We start from the raw sequence: 15,073 nt of genomic DNA on the forward strand, positions 1-15,073 counted from the left end.
AATTTTCTCTATCAAATAATATATATAATAATAATTCGACGGCATCGGAGGGCCTTCCTATCCTTTTGGGGATCAGGCAACAGAGGCGAAGCAACCATGTCCATTCTCGGGGCCCGTCTGGGGGTCGATATCGGAGGGACGTTCACGGACGTCGTCCTCGAACTGGACGGCCAGCGCTTCTCGACGAAAGTCCTGACGACCTATTCCGCGCCGGAAGACGCGATCATCGAGGGCATGCACCGGGTCTGCTCCAAGGCCGGCGTGCCGGTCTCCTCGATCGTGCAGATCATCCACGGCACGACGCTGGCGACGAATGCTCTGATCGAGCGCCGTGGCGCCAAGACCGCGCTGATCACGACGGAAGGCTTCCGCGACGTGATCGAGATGCGGACCGAAAGCCGCTTCGAGCAATACGATCTCAACATGACGCTGCCGCAACCCCTGCTGCCGCGCAACCGCCGCTACACCGTCAAGGAACGGATGGATGCGCGCGGGCAGGTACTGATCCCGCTCGACCGCTCCGAGGTCGAGATGCTCGCCGACGAATTGGGCGAGGCCGCCTATGAGAGCATCGCCATCGGCCTGCTCCACTCCTACGTCAACGACGCGCATGAGCACATGATCCAGGACGTGCTGACGGAGCGGCTGCCCGGCGTCATGATCTCGCTGTCGTCGGAAGTCTCGCCGCAGATGCGCGAATATGAGCGCTTCAACACGACGATCGCCAATTCCTACATCAAGCCGCTGATGAAGAGCTATCTCGTCCGCCTCAAGGGCCGGCTCGAGGCGGAAGGCGCGGCTTGCCCGATCTTCCTGATGCATTCGGGCGGCGGCATCATCTCGCTCGAAAGCGCGTCCGAGTTCCCCGTCCGTCTTGTCGAATCCGGCCCCGCCGGCGGCGCCGTCTTCGCCGCCGACATTGCGGCGCGGCATGGGCTGAAGAAGGTCCTGTCTTTCGACATGGGCGGGACCACCGCCAAGATCTGCCTCATCAAGAACTACACGCCCAAGACGGCGCGGGTCTTCGAGGTGGCCCGGACCTACCGCTTCAAAAAGGGCTCGGGCATGCCGATCTCGATCCCGGTGATCGACATGGTCGAGATCGGCGCCGGCGGCGGCAGCCTCGCCCATGTCGACTCGATGAAACAGATCCGCGTCGGCCCCGAAAGCGCCGGCTCCGAGCCTGGCCCTGCTTGCTACGGCCGCGGCGGCAAGCGCCCGGCCGTCACCGATGCCGACGTCGTCCTCGGGAAGATCGACCCCGATAATTTCGCGGCCGGCACGATCAAGCTCTACGCCGATGAATCGGCCGGCGCGTTGGACGCCGAGATCGGAGGCAAGCTTGGCATGGACGCGCAGGAGAGTGCCTGGGGCGTGGCCGAGGTCGTCGACGAGAACATGGCCAATGCGGCCCGTGTCCATGCGGTCGAGAACGGCGAGGACCTGTCCGGCTACACCATGATCGCCTTCGGCGGCGCCGCCCCCCTGCATGCCGGCAGGCTCTGCGAGAAGCTCGGCATCTCACGCTGCCTCGTGCCGCCCGGCGCCGGCGTCGGCTCGGCGATCGGCTTCCTGCGGGCGCCCTTCAGCTTCGAGGCCAATCGGACCCTGTTCATGCGGCTGTCGCGCTTCGACACGCAGCGCGTGACCAAGCTCTTCGACGAGATGGAGCAGGAGGCCACGCGCGTGGTGCGCTCCTGCGGCTGGAGCGGCGAGATCCTGACCGATTACAAGGTCTATATGCGCTATGCCGGTCAGGGCTGGGAAATTCCGGTGACGCTGACCTCGCAGGAGGCGCGCGCGGCCGATCCGGCCGTCATCCTCCAACGCTTCGAGCGGGAATATATCAACCTATTCGGCCGCACGGTGCGCGGGCTCGAAGCGGAGATCACCGTCTGGTCCGTCAATGCCCATACCCCCGCGACACCGGTCGAGGCCGTTGCCGCACTGGGGAAGACACAGGCCGCGACCGCCGGAGCCGTGCGCAGCTTCTTCGACGCCGGCCTCGGCCAACGCGTCGAGGCGTCTGCCTTTGGCCGTGACGATCTGCCGACTGGCAGCGAAGTCGCTGGTCCCAGCGTGATCACCGAAGACGAAACCACCATCATCCTGCCGTCGAGTCGCCAGGCGGTCACCCTGACCGACGGCTGCATCGACATCCGCCTGAAGCAAGCCACACCCGCCTCTCACGCGGCGAACGCGAAGGAGGTCGCTCATGTCTGAGATTTCGAAAGTCGCCTATCAGGTGATGTGGAACCGCCTGATCTCGGTCGTCGAGGAACAGGCGCAGGCGCTGATCCGGACCTCGTTCTCGACCTCGGTGCGCGAGGCCGGCGATCTCTCGGCCGGCGTCTACAATGAGATGGGCCTGATGCTGGCGCAGGCGGTGACCGGCACGCCGGGCCATGTCAACGCCATGGCCGACGCCGTCGCGCATTTCATCCGCAGGATCGGGCGCGACAACATCTGCGAAGGTGACGTCTACATCACCAACAATCCCTGGGAGGGCACAGGCCACCTGCATGACATCACCGTCGTCAGCCCCTCCTTTCATGGCGGCAAGCATGTCGGCTTTTTCGCCTGCACCGCGCACATAGTCGATATTGGCGGCCGCGGCTTCGGTGCCGATGCCAATTCGGTCTATGAGGAAGGCCTGCATATCCCGATCATGAAGTTCATCGATCGCGGAGCGGTGAACGACACACTGGAAATGATCATTCGCGGTAACGTCCGCGAGCCCGACCAGCTCGTCGGCGACATCTATGCGCTGGCGACCTGCAACGAGATTGGCCATCGCCGCCTGATCGACATGATGGTCGAATTCAAGCTCGCCGATCTCGCCGGCATCTCCGATTTCATCCTGACCAATTCCCGTCAGGCGACGCTGGACAAGATCGCGGCGCTGCCGCGTGCGCAGGCCGAGGGGCATATGCGGATCGACGGCTACAGCCGGCCGATCGACCTGTGCGTCAAGATCACGATCGAAGAGGACGGTGTGCTCTGCGACTGGGCAGGGACCACCGGGGTCGACAAGAACGGCATCAACGTGCCGCTGGTCTACACCAAGGCCTATACCTGCTACGCCCTGAAATGCGCGATCGCGCCCGAGATCCCCAACAATGCCGCATCGCTTGAGCCGTTCCGGATCACGGCGCCAGAGCACACGATTGTCAACGCGGTCTGGCCGGCCCCGGTCGCGCTGCGCCACATCATCGGCCACATGGTGCCCGATACGATCTACGATGCGCTCGACAAGATCCTGCCCGGCGTCGCCCCGGCGGAAGGCGCGGGAAGCCTGTGCAACTTCCAGGTCTCGCTGCGGCCGCGTCACGATGCTCCGGCATCGTCGGACGCCGTTCGCGCCGAGGTCCTGACCTTTAATTCGGGCGGCTCAGGCGCGCGCCCGACGCTCGACGGCATGAGCGCCACGGCCTTCCCATCCGGCGTCATGACGATGCCGGTCGAGGCGACTGAGCAGGTCGGCCCGGTCATCGTCTGGCGCAAGGAGCTGCGGCCGGATTCCGGCGGCAATGGCCGGCAGCGCGGCGGCCTCGGCCAGCACATGGAGGTGGGCGCCTGGGAAGGCTACGAGTTCGACATGCAGGCGATGTTCGACCGCGTCCACCATCCCGCTCGCGGCCGGCGCGGTGGTGGCGCAGGGGCGCCCACGACGATCGAGCTCGATGACGGCACGCCGATGAAGGGCAAGGGCAAGCAGTTCGTGCCGCATGGCCGCAAGGTCGTGATGGCCTTCCCAGGCGGCGCCGGCTACGGCGCGGCGGCAGAACGGGACATCGGCAGCGTCGAGCGTGATTTGGCGCTTGGCTACATCTCCGCCGAGGCCGCTGGCGCTCAATACGGCCTGTCCGATGTGCGCGTTGCCGAAGTGCAGCTCATAGCCCGTCGCGGCGAGCTGCCCCGGTAGGCTCGCGCGCACGATAATCTGCTGAACGGAGAGCAAGGCGATGCAACTGCCCACAAACAGGTTCCTCGCGTCGATACGGGGCGGGCAACCGCAGATCGGGCTCTGGCTCAGCCTTTCCAGCGCCTTCGCTACGGAGTCCGTTGCGAGCTCCGGTTTCGACTGGATGCTGATCGACACCGAGCACTCGCCCAACGACCTGAACTCGGTGATGGCGCAGCTGCAGGTTCTGGCCGCCCATCCGGTCACACCCATCGTGCGGCCGGATTGGAACGATGCAGTCCTGGTCAAGCGGCTGCTTGATCTCGGTGCGCCAGGACTGCTTTTCCCGATGGTCCAGACCCCGGCCGAGGCCGAGGCGGCGGTAGCTGCGACACGCTATCCGCCGCACGGCATTCGTGGCGTCAGCGGCTGCACGCGCGCCAATGCGTTCGGCAGGATGACCGACTATTTCAGTCGGGTCGGAGACGAGACCGCTGTCATCGTTCAGGTCGAAACACGCGCGGCGGTCGAGCAGTCGCTGGAGATCGGTCGTGTCTCCGGCGTGGACGGCGTGTTCTTCGGTCCTGCCGATATCGCGGCTGATATCGGTCTTCTTGGCAAGCCCACGGACCCTGCGGTCTGGGAGCTGATCCGCCCCGCAGCGCAAAAACTGATCAAGTCCGGCGTCGCGGTCGGCACGCTGGTCTTCGATCCGGCCTTCGCAAAAAGCCTTTTGAGCGAAGGATTTTCGTTCGTCGCTTGCGGATCCGACGCCGTTCTTCTTGCGCGTGGAGCCGACAGGCTGGCCGCCACGGTCCGCGGCTGATCCGATGGCGTAGCGATCTGCCCCGAGCGGATGACGATGCGCCGTTGTGCCGTTCGGCCGAGATATCCCAAACGCCGTCGCACAGGTCCGATGTGCCCGCCAAACGCGAGGATTGCATGCCGCACTACAACCGCATCCTGATCACCGGCGCTGCAGGTCGCCTCGGTTCGCAGCTTCGCGCCGGCCTTGGGCCGCTCGCCAGGACCATCCGCCTCGCCGATCGCGAGCCGCTCGGGCCGCTCGCCGCCCATGAAGAAGAGGTGATTTTCGACCTCTCGGACATGGAAGCCACGATGGCTGCGACCGAGGGGTGTGACGCAATCGTCCATTTCGGCGGCGCGCCGACCGAGCGGGAGTGGCAGATCGTCCTCGATTCGAGTATCCGCGGCTCCTACCACATCTACGAGGGCGCCCGGAAACACGGCGTCAAACGCATCGTATACGCCTCGTCGGTCCACGCCATCGGCTTCCATGAGATCGGGGCGCAGATCACAGTCGATGCGCCCGTCCGTCCCGATTGCCTCTACGGTGTCGGCAAGACGTTCGTGGAGAGCCTCAGCCGGCTGTACTGGGACAAGTACGGCATCGAGACGGCGTGCCTGCGGATCTTCTCGTCCTTCCCGGAGCCGGTCGACCGTCGGATGCTGTGGTCCTACCTATCCTTTGCCGATTGCGTACGCCTCGTCACAGCTTCGCTGACGGCCCCCTTCGTCGGCCACTCGATCTCTTTCGGCACCTCGGACAATGCCGTAAAGGCCGTGGACAACGGCGGAGCCAACCATCTCGGCTATCGACCGCAGGACAGTTCGGAGCCGTTTCGCGCCCGCGTCGAGGCGACAATGCCCGCACTCGATCCATTATCAAATGCCGGGCGCTATCTCGGCGGAAAATTCTGCGAAATGGCTCACCCGGACGACGAGCCGAAGAGCTGAAGGCACCAGGTGGCGCTGACCTGCGCCGCGCATTTTTAAGAAATCAGACACGATGGAGCCGCTTCAATGCTGGAGGACAAGCGTTCGCACGGGCTGTGGGAGCTTTCAGCACCTCCGCACCGCCGACAACAGTCCTGAGCGGGAGGGTCTCTGCCGACGTCGTCGTCATCGGTGCGGGGTACACCGGACTTTCAGCCGCTCTACATCTGGCCAGGGCCGGTCGAACGGCCATTGTGGTCGAGGCTGTCGAGATCGGGTTCGGCGCGTCCGGCCGCAATTCAGGCTTCGTCAACGCCGGGCTCTGGGTGATGCCCGATGACCTCATTGCGACGCTCGGGCCGATCTATGGCAACCGCCTGATCCAGTTGCTCGGCAATGCGCCGCGCGAGGTCTTCGCCTTGACGGAGCAGTATGGAATGCAGTGCCAGGCCGACCATCGCGGTACCTATCACTGCGGTCGGTTCCAGCGGTCTGCACCAGCTTCAGGCGCGGCAGGTGCAATGGGCCAGGCTCGGCGCGAAAGTCGAATTGCTGAGCAGCGAGGAAACCCAGGCCAGGACCGGCGCTGTCGGCTATAAGGGGGCGCTGTTTGATCGCCGCGCCGGGACGATCCAGCCGCTTGCCTATGTCCGTGGTCTCGCTGCGGCAGCGATCGGCGAAGGCGCGACGATCCATACGCGCAGCGCGGTGACGTCCTTCGAGCGCAGCGGCGAGGCGTGGCATGTCAGGACCGCCGGCGGCCGCGTCAATGCGAAGTGGCTGATCCTGGCGACGGATGCCTATTCGGCCGGCCCGACAGTCATGATCCGCGAGGAGCAGGTGCGCCTGCCCTATTTCCACATCTAGACGGCGCCGCTCAGCCACAATCTGCGCAATACCATCCTGCCGAACGGCGGAGCGAGCTGGGACACCAAAACCATCCTGAGCGGCTTCCGGCTCGACGCTGAAGGCAGGCTGATCGTCGGAAGTGTCGGTGCTCTCAGATCGACCGGTCTCGGCATCCATCGCGGTTGGGCCAAGCGGCATATCAGGAAGCTGTTTCCGCAGCTCGGTGATGTCGAATTCGAGACCGAATGGTACGGCCAGATCGGCATGACGCCCGATCGTCTGCCGCGGCTTCACACCTATGGCGCAAACGCCATCGGCATCAACGGGCGCGGTATTGCGCCGGGGGACTGTCTTCCGGCGCGAGCTCGCTCGACTTGTTCTTGGCGAAACGAGCCTTGAGGGGATGCCGTTACCGGTATCTGATGTGGGCGCCCCGGCATTCCGCGGACTGAGAGAGGCCTATTACGAGGTCGGTGCTCAGTTGGCGCATCTACCTGTCGTACCGGCATAGGACGCTGCTGAACCAACAGGCGGCGCAACTTGCGCCATCGCATCCGTCGCAGGCTATTTCCGCTCACAGATCGTCGCACAAGCGATCGGTCTGGACGTCAGCCATGGCCAATTTCGGCCTCGACGCCGGTTGTTGTTTTTGATCGCCCGGAAGCGGAAGTTCCGAACGTCGGCAAAGGGCCGATTGTGTTGAAAAAGTCGGTGTTGCTGGGAGCTTGAGGTTCTGATTCAGTCGTCGCTGCGGAGGGCAGCGCGATGATGGGCGAGCGGACGGTTGCGCAGGAGGCACTGTTCTACGAGTTCAGCCTGGAACGGCACGTCCCTGCGGATCATCTGCTGCGCGCCATCGATCGCTTTGTCGATCTGTCCGGCATTCGGGCGCATTTGCGCCCGTTCTACAGCGACACCGGCCGACCTTCGATCGATCCCGAGCTGATGATCCGAATGCTGATCGTCGGCTACTGCTTCGGCATCCGCTCCGAGCGTCGGCTTTGCGACGAGGTCCATCTGAACCTGGCCTATCGCTGGTTTTGCCAGCTCGGCCTGGAGGGGGATGTACCCGACCATTCCACCTTCTCAAAGAAACCGGCACGGTCGCTTCCGCGACAGCGATTTGCTGCGCGAGGTCTTCGAGATCACGGTCAGGCGCTGCATGGCGGAGGGGCTGGTTGGGGGCGAGGGGTTTGCCGTCGATGCCAGCCTGATCAAGGCCGACGCCAATCGCCAGAACGGCGTGCCCGGCAAGGACGGGTTGGCGCCCGAGGCCGCCAACCATGCGGTGCGCGAGTATCTGGCCGTGCTGGACGATGCCGCCTTCGGCGCGGCGACGCCGGTCGTGCCCAAATTCATCTCGCCGGCCGATCCTGCCGCGCGCTGGACGGCCGCCCATGGCGGGCAGGCCTTCTTCGCCTATGCGACAAACTACCTGATCGATCTGAAGCATGCCGTCATCATGGACGTCGAAGCGACCACGGCCGTGCGGCAGGCCGAGGTCGGCGCCGCGCGAACTATGATCGGGCGCACGCAGGACAGGTTCGGCACATGGCCTGAGAAGCTGGTCGCAGACGCCGCTTATGGCTCGGCCGAGAACCTGGCCTGGCTGGTGCATGAGCGCGGTATCGAGCCGCATATTCCGGTGTTCGACAAATCCCGGCGCCGCGACGGCACCTTCAGCCGCTCCGACTTCGCCTATGATCACGATCGCGATCTCTACATCTGTCCGGACGGCAAGGAACTTCGGCAGTTCCGCCGGCCCTTCGCGGTGCCGCGCGACGGTATCGATCCTGAAGGCCTCATGCGCTACCGGGCGATCAAGCGCGACTGCGACGCCTGTTCCCTGAAGCCAAAGTGCTGTCCGAAAGATCCTGCTCGCAAGATCCTCCGCTCCATCCACGAAGGCGCCCGCGACATGGCGCGCGATATCGCCGCCACCGATGCCTACGTAACCTCGCGACGAGAGCGGAAGAAGGTCGAGATGCTGTTTGCGCACCTGAAGCGCATCCTCAAACTCGACCGCTTACGATTGCGAGGACCGTGTGGGGCCCGCGACGAGTTCCTCCTCGCAGCCACCGCCCAGAACCTTAGGAAAATGGCGAAGCTGATGCCCGCGGGAGTGTCGCCTCTGGCGGCATGAGGGAGAAGGCCCCTCTCACAACCCCTCCCGTGCTGCTCACGAACGGCGCCTACACCGACTTCTTCAACAAAATCGGCCACCTTGGGAAGTTCGGCCCTGCGCAGAACGGCCGCGATGGCGCGAAGCGGACCCGCCGATTTGCACGCTATGGCACGCTACAGCCTACACATAGATGAGGGCACTTCACACTGCCCTCATCCCGCGGTTCAGATCGACCAAACGGTTTGGAAGGAACAAAAAGCGGCGAGTGGCGACTGGCGCGTACTGATCAGCGGAGGGCAAACAGCCCGCCGAACCTACGCTATTGCCGCCGTTTGTATCCGTTACTCCCACTCGATCGTGCCGGGCGGCTTGCTGGTGACGTCGTAGACCACGCGGTTGATGCCTTTGACCTCGTTGATGATCCGGGTCGCGGTGCGGCCGAGGAATGCCATGTCGTAAGGATAGAAATCCGCCGTCATGCCGTCGACCGAGGTCACGGCGCGCAGAGCGAGCACGTGATCATAGGTGCGGTGGTCGCCCATCACGCCGACGGTTCGCACCGGGAGCAGCACCGCGAAGGCCTGCCAGATCACATCGTACAGGCCCGCCTTGCGGATCTCGTCGAGATAGATCGCATCGGCCTTGCGCAGGATGTCGAGCTTTTCCTTGGTGATCTCGCCGGGGCAGCGAATGGCGAGGCCCGGCCCCGGGAAGGGGTGGCGGCCGACGAAGGCCTCGGGCAGGCCGAGTTCGCGGCCGAGCACGCGGACCTCGTCCTTGAACAGCTCGCGCAGCGGCTCGACAAGCTTCATCTTCATGCGCTCGGGCAGGCCGCCGACATTGTGGTGCGACTTGATCGTTACCGAGGGGCCGCCCGAGAAGGAGACGCTTTCGATCACGTCGGGATAGAGCGTGCCCTGCGCCAGGAAGTCGGCGCCGCCCAGCTTCCGGGCCTCCTCGTCGAAGACCTCGATGAAGAGGCGACCGATGGTCTTGCGCTTGGCCTCGGGATCGGCGCCGCATTTGGCGAGCTCCGAGAGGAAAAGCTCTTCGGCTTCGACATGTACGAGTGGGATATTATAGCTGTCGCGGAACAGCGCTACGACCTGCTCGGCCTCGGCTTCGCGCATCAGCCCATGATCGACGAAGACGCAAGTGAGCTGGTCGCCGATCGCCTCATGGATCAGCACGGCAGCAACGGCGGAATCGACACCGCCCGATAGTCCGCAGATGACGCGGCCCTTGCCGACCTGCGCCTGAATCTTGGCGATGGTCTCGGCACGATAGGCCGACATGCTCCAGTCCGGCGTGCAGCCGCTGATGTCGACGACGAAGTTGCGCAGCAGCTTCGCGCCATCGGGCGTGTGCACCACCTCGGGGTGGAACATGGTGGAGTAGAAGCGCCGGCCCTCGTCGCTTGCCACCGCATAAGGCGCGTTCTCGGAGGTCGCCTTGACGGAGAAACCTGCCGGCAACTGCGTGACGCGGTCGCCATGGCTCATCCAGACGGGGTAGCGGCCGCCCTCCTCCCAGATCCCTGCGAACAGCGCCGAGGGCATGACGATCTCGACATCCGCGCGGCCGAACTCTGCCGCATGCCCACTCTCGACCTTGCCGCCGAGCTGGTCCGCCATGGTCTGCTGGCCATAGCAGATGCCCAGGATGGGCAATCCGGCGGAGAACACTTCCTGGGGCGCGCGCGGGCTGTCGGCGTCGGGAACCGAAGCGGGACCGCCCGAGAAGATCACGCCCTTGGGCTTCAGGCGCGCGAACGCCTCCGAAGCCAACTGGAACGGCGCGATCTCGCAGTAGACGCCGATCTCGCGAACCCGTCGCGCGATCAGCTGCGTGACCTGGCTGCCGAAATCGATGATGAGGATGGAGTCGTGGCTTTTTTCGATCGTCATCGCGTCCGGTTAAGCCATTGCGCGCGGGCGTGCAACGGTCTGATCGCGCCTCAGCCGCTGCGTGTGAGGCAGGTCAGGTAGAACCCATCCGTACCCGTGCGGCGCGGCGACAATTGCAAGCCGTATTGGGTCGCGAAGCGGCCGAGCAACGAGAAATCTCCCTCCTGCGAAACCAGCACGTCGCCCAGTTCGACCGCAGCGAAGCCGGAATGCCGGCCCAGGAACGCCCGCACGGCTTCGTCGTTCTCATCGGGCAGGACGGAACAGGTGATGTAGGCGATGCGCCCGCCGGGTTTCACCAGCCTGGCGGCCCGCGCCAGCACCTCGGCCTGATCCTTGATCCGCTCGGCCAGCGCGCCCGGCCGCACGCGCCATTTGGCGTCGGGATTGCGCCGCCAGGTGCCGGAGCCGGTGCAGGGCGCGTCGACCAGCACGAGGTCGACCTCGCCGGCGATATCGGCGAGCGGCTCGTGGCCGCGGCTGCGGGGGATGCGGATCTCGACCTGCGTCGCCCCCGAACGCGCCAGCCGCTCGTGCAGTGGCGCTAGACGGCGGCTGTCGAGATCGGTCGCGAAGAGGCGGCCGCTGTTCTTCATCAAGGCCGCCAGCGCCAGCGTCTTGCCGCCAGCTCCGGCGCAGAGATCGACGACCGTGTCGCCCGGCCGCGCTCCGGCGAGCAGCGTCACGAGCTGCGAGCCCTCGTCCTGAATTTCGAACTCGCCGGCGAAAAAACCGGGCTCCGTCTGCAGCGAGGGCCCGCGCCCGTCATGGCCGGGCTGAAAGCGCAGAGCGTCGGGCGACCAGGCTCCCGCCTCCGGCGCGAGATGTTCCAGGCTTGCCAGAAGACCGTCGCGATTTGTCTTCAGGCGGTTCGCGCGCAGATCAATCGGCGCGCGGGCCGCCAGAGCCTGCCCCTCCTCCACCGCGGCGGCCCCGAAGGCCTGCTCGAACGCCGGCCAGAGCCATTCCGGCACATCGGCGCGCATCCAGTCCGGCGCGCCCTGGGTGGAAAAGGCCGTCAGCAACGCCAGCTCGTCGGAATCGAGCGGCGCCGGCGCGTGATTCTCGCCCGAGCACAGACCGGCAATCTCGGCTGCATTCATCCCGCGCAAGCCCGCCAGCATGCCCAGAACCAGCGCGCGCGGGGTCTCGGAGGCCATGGCGAAGGACGAGGAGGCCTTGCGGCGCAGCGCGTCATAGACCAGCGAGGCGACCGCGGCGCGGTCCTTCGATCCGGCAAAGCGGCGCGACAGGCCCCAGTCCTTGAGCGCGTCCGAAGCCGGCCGGCGCCGCTGGATGATATCGTCCAGCACTTCGATGGCAGCGCTGATGCGGGCGGCTGGGGTCATGTCCGGTGGTCCTGGCGCCGGACACATCGTGTCGAACGCCGCAATGAGAGAAACACGTTATCTTTCGACGATCTCAAGCATGAGGCAACGGCATAGCACGCCGATCGTCACGCTCTTGACGCGGTCGTTTCATAAGCGGAAAGACGTGGCAACCGCCATGTCGCGACAAAGGGGTTTTCGTTCATGCAACGCGCCAGCCGTCTCGCCCTTGCCAGCCTGCTCGCCATGGCTCTCGCCGCCTGCGCCACGACGCCCCCGCCGGACCTGACCCCGCCGCCCGCCAAGCGCCTCGACGCCAAGTCGACGCTCGAAGGCCGCCGCTGATACCCGGTTAAAGCAGCGCCGCTCGGGCATGGCCCGACGGCTCTTATGGCTACGTCTCTTATGGCTACCTCGCCTCTCACATGACGATGCTCGCGGCGATATGGATTGTCGGCGCGAGCGATCAGATGCAGATCACGACTTGATGGCCGGTTTCATGGCCATGTCACATCGGCCGACCTAGAGTTCACCCGCATTTGCTGCGGAGCAGGGATCGGACCCATGAAAAAAATACTTTTGCTGTCGGCCACGATGCTGGCATCGCTCGCTGCCGGGCTTGCTGCCACGACGCCTTCGCTCGCGCAGAGCGCGGCCCCCACCCTGTCGGGACAGAAGCCTTTGATCGTCGCGCATCGCGGCGCCAGCGGCTATCGGCCGGAGCACACGCTGGAAGGCTACAAGCTCGCGATCGAACAGGGCGCGGATTTCATCGAGCCCGATCTGGTCGCGACCAAGGACGGCGTTCTGGTGGTCAGGCACGAGCCGATGCTGAGCGGCACGACCGATGTCGCGAGCCGCCCGGAATTCGCCAGCCGCAAACGGGTTCGCAAGATCGACGGCATCGATACCGATGACTGGTTCGCCGGGGACTTCACGCTGGCCGAGATCAAGACGCTGCGCGCCAAGCAGGCTTTCGCGGATCGCGACCAGTCCCATAACGGCCAGTATCTGATCCCGACCTTTCAGGAGGTGATCGACCTCGCAAAGGCCGAGAGCACGCGGACCGGCCGCGTCATCGGCATCTATCCTGAGACCAAGCATCCGATCTTCCATGCCGCGATCGGGCTTGCGCTCGAGGACCGGCTGCTCGACGTGCTCAAGGCCGCTGGCTGGACCGAAAAATCCTCGCCCGTCTTCATCCAGAGCTTCGAGACGGCGAACCTGAAATACCTGCGCGGCAAGACCCAGCTGCGTCTCGTCCAGCTCGTCGATGGCGATGGCGTCGACAAGGACGGCAAGGTCACGCTCGCCGCCCCCTTCGACAAGCCCTATGATTTTGCCGTTACCGGCGACAAGCGGACTTTTCAGGATCTGGTCTCGGCCGAAGGGCTGAAGGAGATCGCGACCTATGCCGACGGCGTCGGCCCCTGGAAGCCCTACATCCTTGCCGGCAAGCAGACCATCGGAGCGGATGGCAAGCCGCAGGATCTCAACAAGGACGGCGTGATCGACGAGCGCGACCGCGTGCTGATCGCGCCGACGAATGTGGTCAAGGACGCGCACGCCGCCGGCCTCTTCGTCCACAGCTGGACCTTCCGAAGCGAGGCGAAGCGGCTTGCTTCCGACTTCAAGAACGACCCCGCAGCCGAGTACAAGGCGTTCTTCGCGCTCGGCATCGACGGGCTGTTCTCGGACTTCCCCGATCAGGCGGTCAAGGCGCGCGACAGCAAGTAAGCGCTGGCACGATACGAAGAAGCCCGCCGCGCTTGAGCGCGGCGGGCTTCTTAGCCGATATCAATCGCAATCAATCGCAGACCGCAATCAATCGCAGACGCGATCAGTCGCAGACACGGGTCTCGCGGCGCACGACGCCATGACGCGTCTCCTCGCGCGTGGTGATCGTGCGGCAGTCGCGGCCGCGGCGGTCGCCGCGATAGTCGGTGCGCTCGTAGCGATCGCGCTCACGAGCCCGCTCTTCCCGGCGGATGTCACGCTCGATGGCACGGTCGCGCGGGCTGCGGGTATCGATCCCGACGCCGCCGGGACCGATATTGATCGACTGGGCATAAGCACCGCCGCTGACGAGAAGCGCCGCGACGATGGCGGGAATGATCCGTTTCATGTGCTTCCTCCAATTCCCCGAGGAAACGGGTGGAGGCCGTCTTTGTTCCCTACCCCAAGATCAGGACGTCAGCTGAGGCGGCGGGCCGCTTAAACGAATACGGCGCGCAGAGTGTCTGCGCGCCGCTTCCGATGGACTGTGGAAACCTTAGAGCATCGCCCCGAAAAAGTGGAACGCGGTTTTAGGAAGAAGCCGATGCAAAATCAAAGACCTCAGTGCAGGATCTGGCTGAGGAAGAGCTTCGTGCGCTCGTGCTGCGGGTTCTTGAAGAACTCGTTGGGCTCGTTCATCTCGACGACCTGGCCGGCATCCATGAAGATGACGCGGTCGGCGACCTGACGGGCAAAGCCCATCTCGTGCGTGACGCAGAGCATGGTCATGCCCTCATCGGCGAGCGAGACCATGGTGTCGAGCACCTCCTTGACCATCTCGGGATCGAGCGCCGAGGTCGGCTCGTCGAACAGCATGATCTTCGGGCTCATGCAGAGCGAGCGGGCGATCGCCACGCGCTGCTGCTGGCCGCCCGAGAGCTGGCCTGGATATTTCAGCGCCTGCTCGGGAATCTTGACGCGCTTGAGATAGTGCATCCCGATTTCCTCGGCATCCTTCTTGGGCATCTTGCGGACCCAGATCGGCGCCAGCGTCAGGTTCTCCAGGATCGTCAGATGCGGGAACAGGTTGAAGTGCTGGAAGACCATGCCGACATCGCGGCGGATCTCGTCGATCTTCTTGAGATCGTTGGTCAGCTCCGTGCCATCGACGATGATCTGGCCCTTCTGGTGTTCCTCCAGCCGGTTGATGCAGCGGATCATCGTCGACTTGCCCGAGCCTGACGGGCCGCAGATCACCAGCTTCTCGCCGCGCTCGACCTTCAGGTTGATGTCGCGCAGGACATGGAACTCGCCATACCACTTGTTCACGCCGATCATCTCGACGGCGATGGCCGTATTCAGCGAGGTCTGCTTCAGCGCAGCGGGACGCGAGTCGGTGGTCTTCAAATCTGCCATTGCCATGATCGTGGTCCCTCTCAACGTTTTTGGCCGGCGGCGAGGCGCTTCTCGACTGCTATCGAGTAGCGCGACATGCCCCAGCAACACA

Annotated in this window: 10 protein-coding genes and 2 pseudogenes; 8 read left to right on the forward strand and 4 right to left on the reverse strand. The window is 64.6% G+C overall.

What is annotated here, in order from left to right:
• Window positions 1-96: 96 nt before the first annotated feature.
• The 6 genes and pseudogenes from C4S73_RS07430 to C4S73_RS07455 all read left to right on the forward strand — a co-directional run bounded on the left by C4S73_RS07430 (window position 97) and on the right by C4S73_RS07455 (window position 8,633).
• Window positions 97-2,223, forward strand: a complete 2,127-nt coding sequence (locus C4S73_RS07430) for a hydantoinase/oxoprolinase family protein (RefSeq protein WP_103871799.1) — start codon at window positions 97-99, stop codon at window positions 2,221-2,223.
• Complete coding sequence (locus C4S73_RS07435) at window positions 2,216-3,925, forward strand: hydantoinase B/oxoprolinase family protein (RefSeq protein ID WP_200827946.1); 1,710 nt, start codon at window positions 2,216-2,218, stop codon at window positions 3,923-3,925. Before C4S73_RS07430 ends, C4S73_RS07435 begins: the two co-directional genes overlap by 8 nt.
• Before the next feature lie 40 nt (window positions 3,926-3,965).
• Window positions 3,966-4,730, forward strand: coding sequence for an HpcH/HpaI aldolase family protein (locus tag C4S73_RS07440; RefSeq protein ID WP_103871800.1), 765 nt, complete (start codon window positions 3,966-3,968; stop codon window positions 4,728-4,730).
• Window positions 4,731-4,846: 116 nt separating this feature from the next.
• On the forward strand, window positions 4,847-5,662 hold the full coding sequence (locus C4S73_RS07445; protein ID WP_103871801.1) for an NAD-dependent epimerase/dehydratase family protein: 816 nt from the start codon (window positions 4,847-4,849) through the stop codon (window positions 5,660-5,662).
• A 95-nt stretch (window positions 5,663-5,757) separates the two neighbouring features.
• A pseudogene (locus C4S73_RS28605) lies at window positions 5,758-6,508 on the forward strand (NAD(P)/FAD-dependent oxidoreductase).
• 747 nt (window positions 6,509-7,255) lie between these two features.
• Window positions 7,256-8,633: pseudogene (locus tag C4S73_RS07455) on the forward strand (transposase).
• Between the two features lie 323 nt (window positions 8,634-8,956).
• Here C4S73_RS07455 and guaA read toward each other — a convergent pair.
• Window positions 8,957-10,522 carry a glutamine-hydrolyzing GMP synthase gene (gene guaA, locus C4S73_RS07460; RefSeq protein WP_103871802.1) on the reverse strand — a complete coding sequence of 522 codons (1,566 nt, stop codon included), beginning with the start codon at window positions 10,520-10,522 and terminating at the stop codon, window positions 8,957-8,959.
• A gap of 50 nt (window positions 10,523-10,572) precedes the next feature.
• Complete coding sequence (locus C4S73_RS07465) at window positions 10,573-11,871, reverse strand: RsmB/NOP family class I SAM-dependent RNA methyltransferase (RefSeq protein WP_103871803.1); 1,299 nt, start codon at window positions 11,869-11,871, stop codon at window positions 10,573-10,575.
• A gap of 183 nt (window positions 11,872-12,054) precedes the next feature.
• Between C4S73_RS07465 and C4S73_RS28445 the strand changes: the two genes are divergently transcribed.
• Window positions 12,055-12,195 (forward strand): hypothetical protein, encoded by a 141-nt coding sequence (locus C4S73_RS28445; RefSeq protein ID WP_200827947.1) that lies wholly within the window; start codon window positions 12,055-12,057, stop codon window positions 12,193-12,195.
• 219 nt (window positions 12,196-12,414) lie between these two features.
• The gene (locus C4S73_RS07470) at window positions 12,415-13,587 is read left to right on the forward strand and encodes a glycerophosphodiester phosphodiesterase (protein ID WP_103871804.1); all 1,173 of its coding nucleotides are present in this window, start codon (window positions 12,415-12,417) and stop codon (window positions 13,585-13,587) included.
• A 103-nt stretch (window positions 13,588-13,690) separates the two neighbouring features.
• Here the strand turns inward: C4S73_RS07470 and C4S73_RS07475 are convergent, their stop codons facing one another.
• Both C4S73_RS07475 and C4S73_RS07480 read right to left on the reverse strand, forming a co-directional pair.
• A complete protein-coding gene (locus C4S73_RS07475) occupies window positions 13,691-13,975 on the reverse strand; it encodes a hypothetical protein (protein ID WP_200827948.1) in 285 nt (94 codons plus the stop codon).
• A 212-nt stretch (window positions 13,976-14,187) separates the two neighbouring features.
• Window positions 14,188-14,904: an amino acid ABC transporter ATP-binding protein gene (locus C4S73_RS07480; RefSeq protein ID WP_103871891.1), complete on the reverse strand. Its 717-nt coding sequence runs from the start codon at window positions 14,902-14,904 to the stop codon at window positions 14,188-14,190.
• Between the last annotated feature and the right edge of the window lie 169 nt (window positions 14,905-15,073).

It is taken from the genome of Allobosea lathyri (genome assembly GCF_900108245.1).
Lineage (GTDB): Bacteria > Pseudomonadota > Alphaproteobacteria > Rhizobiales > Beijerinckiaceae > Allobosea > Allobosea lathyri.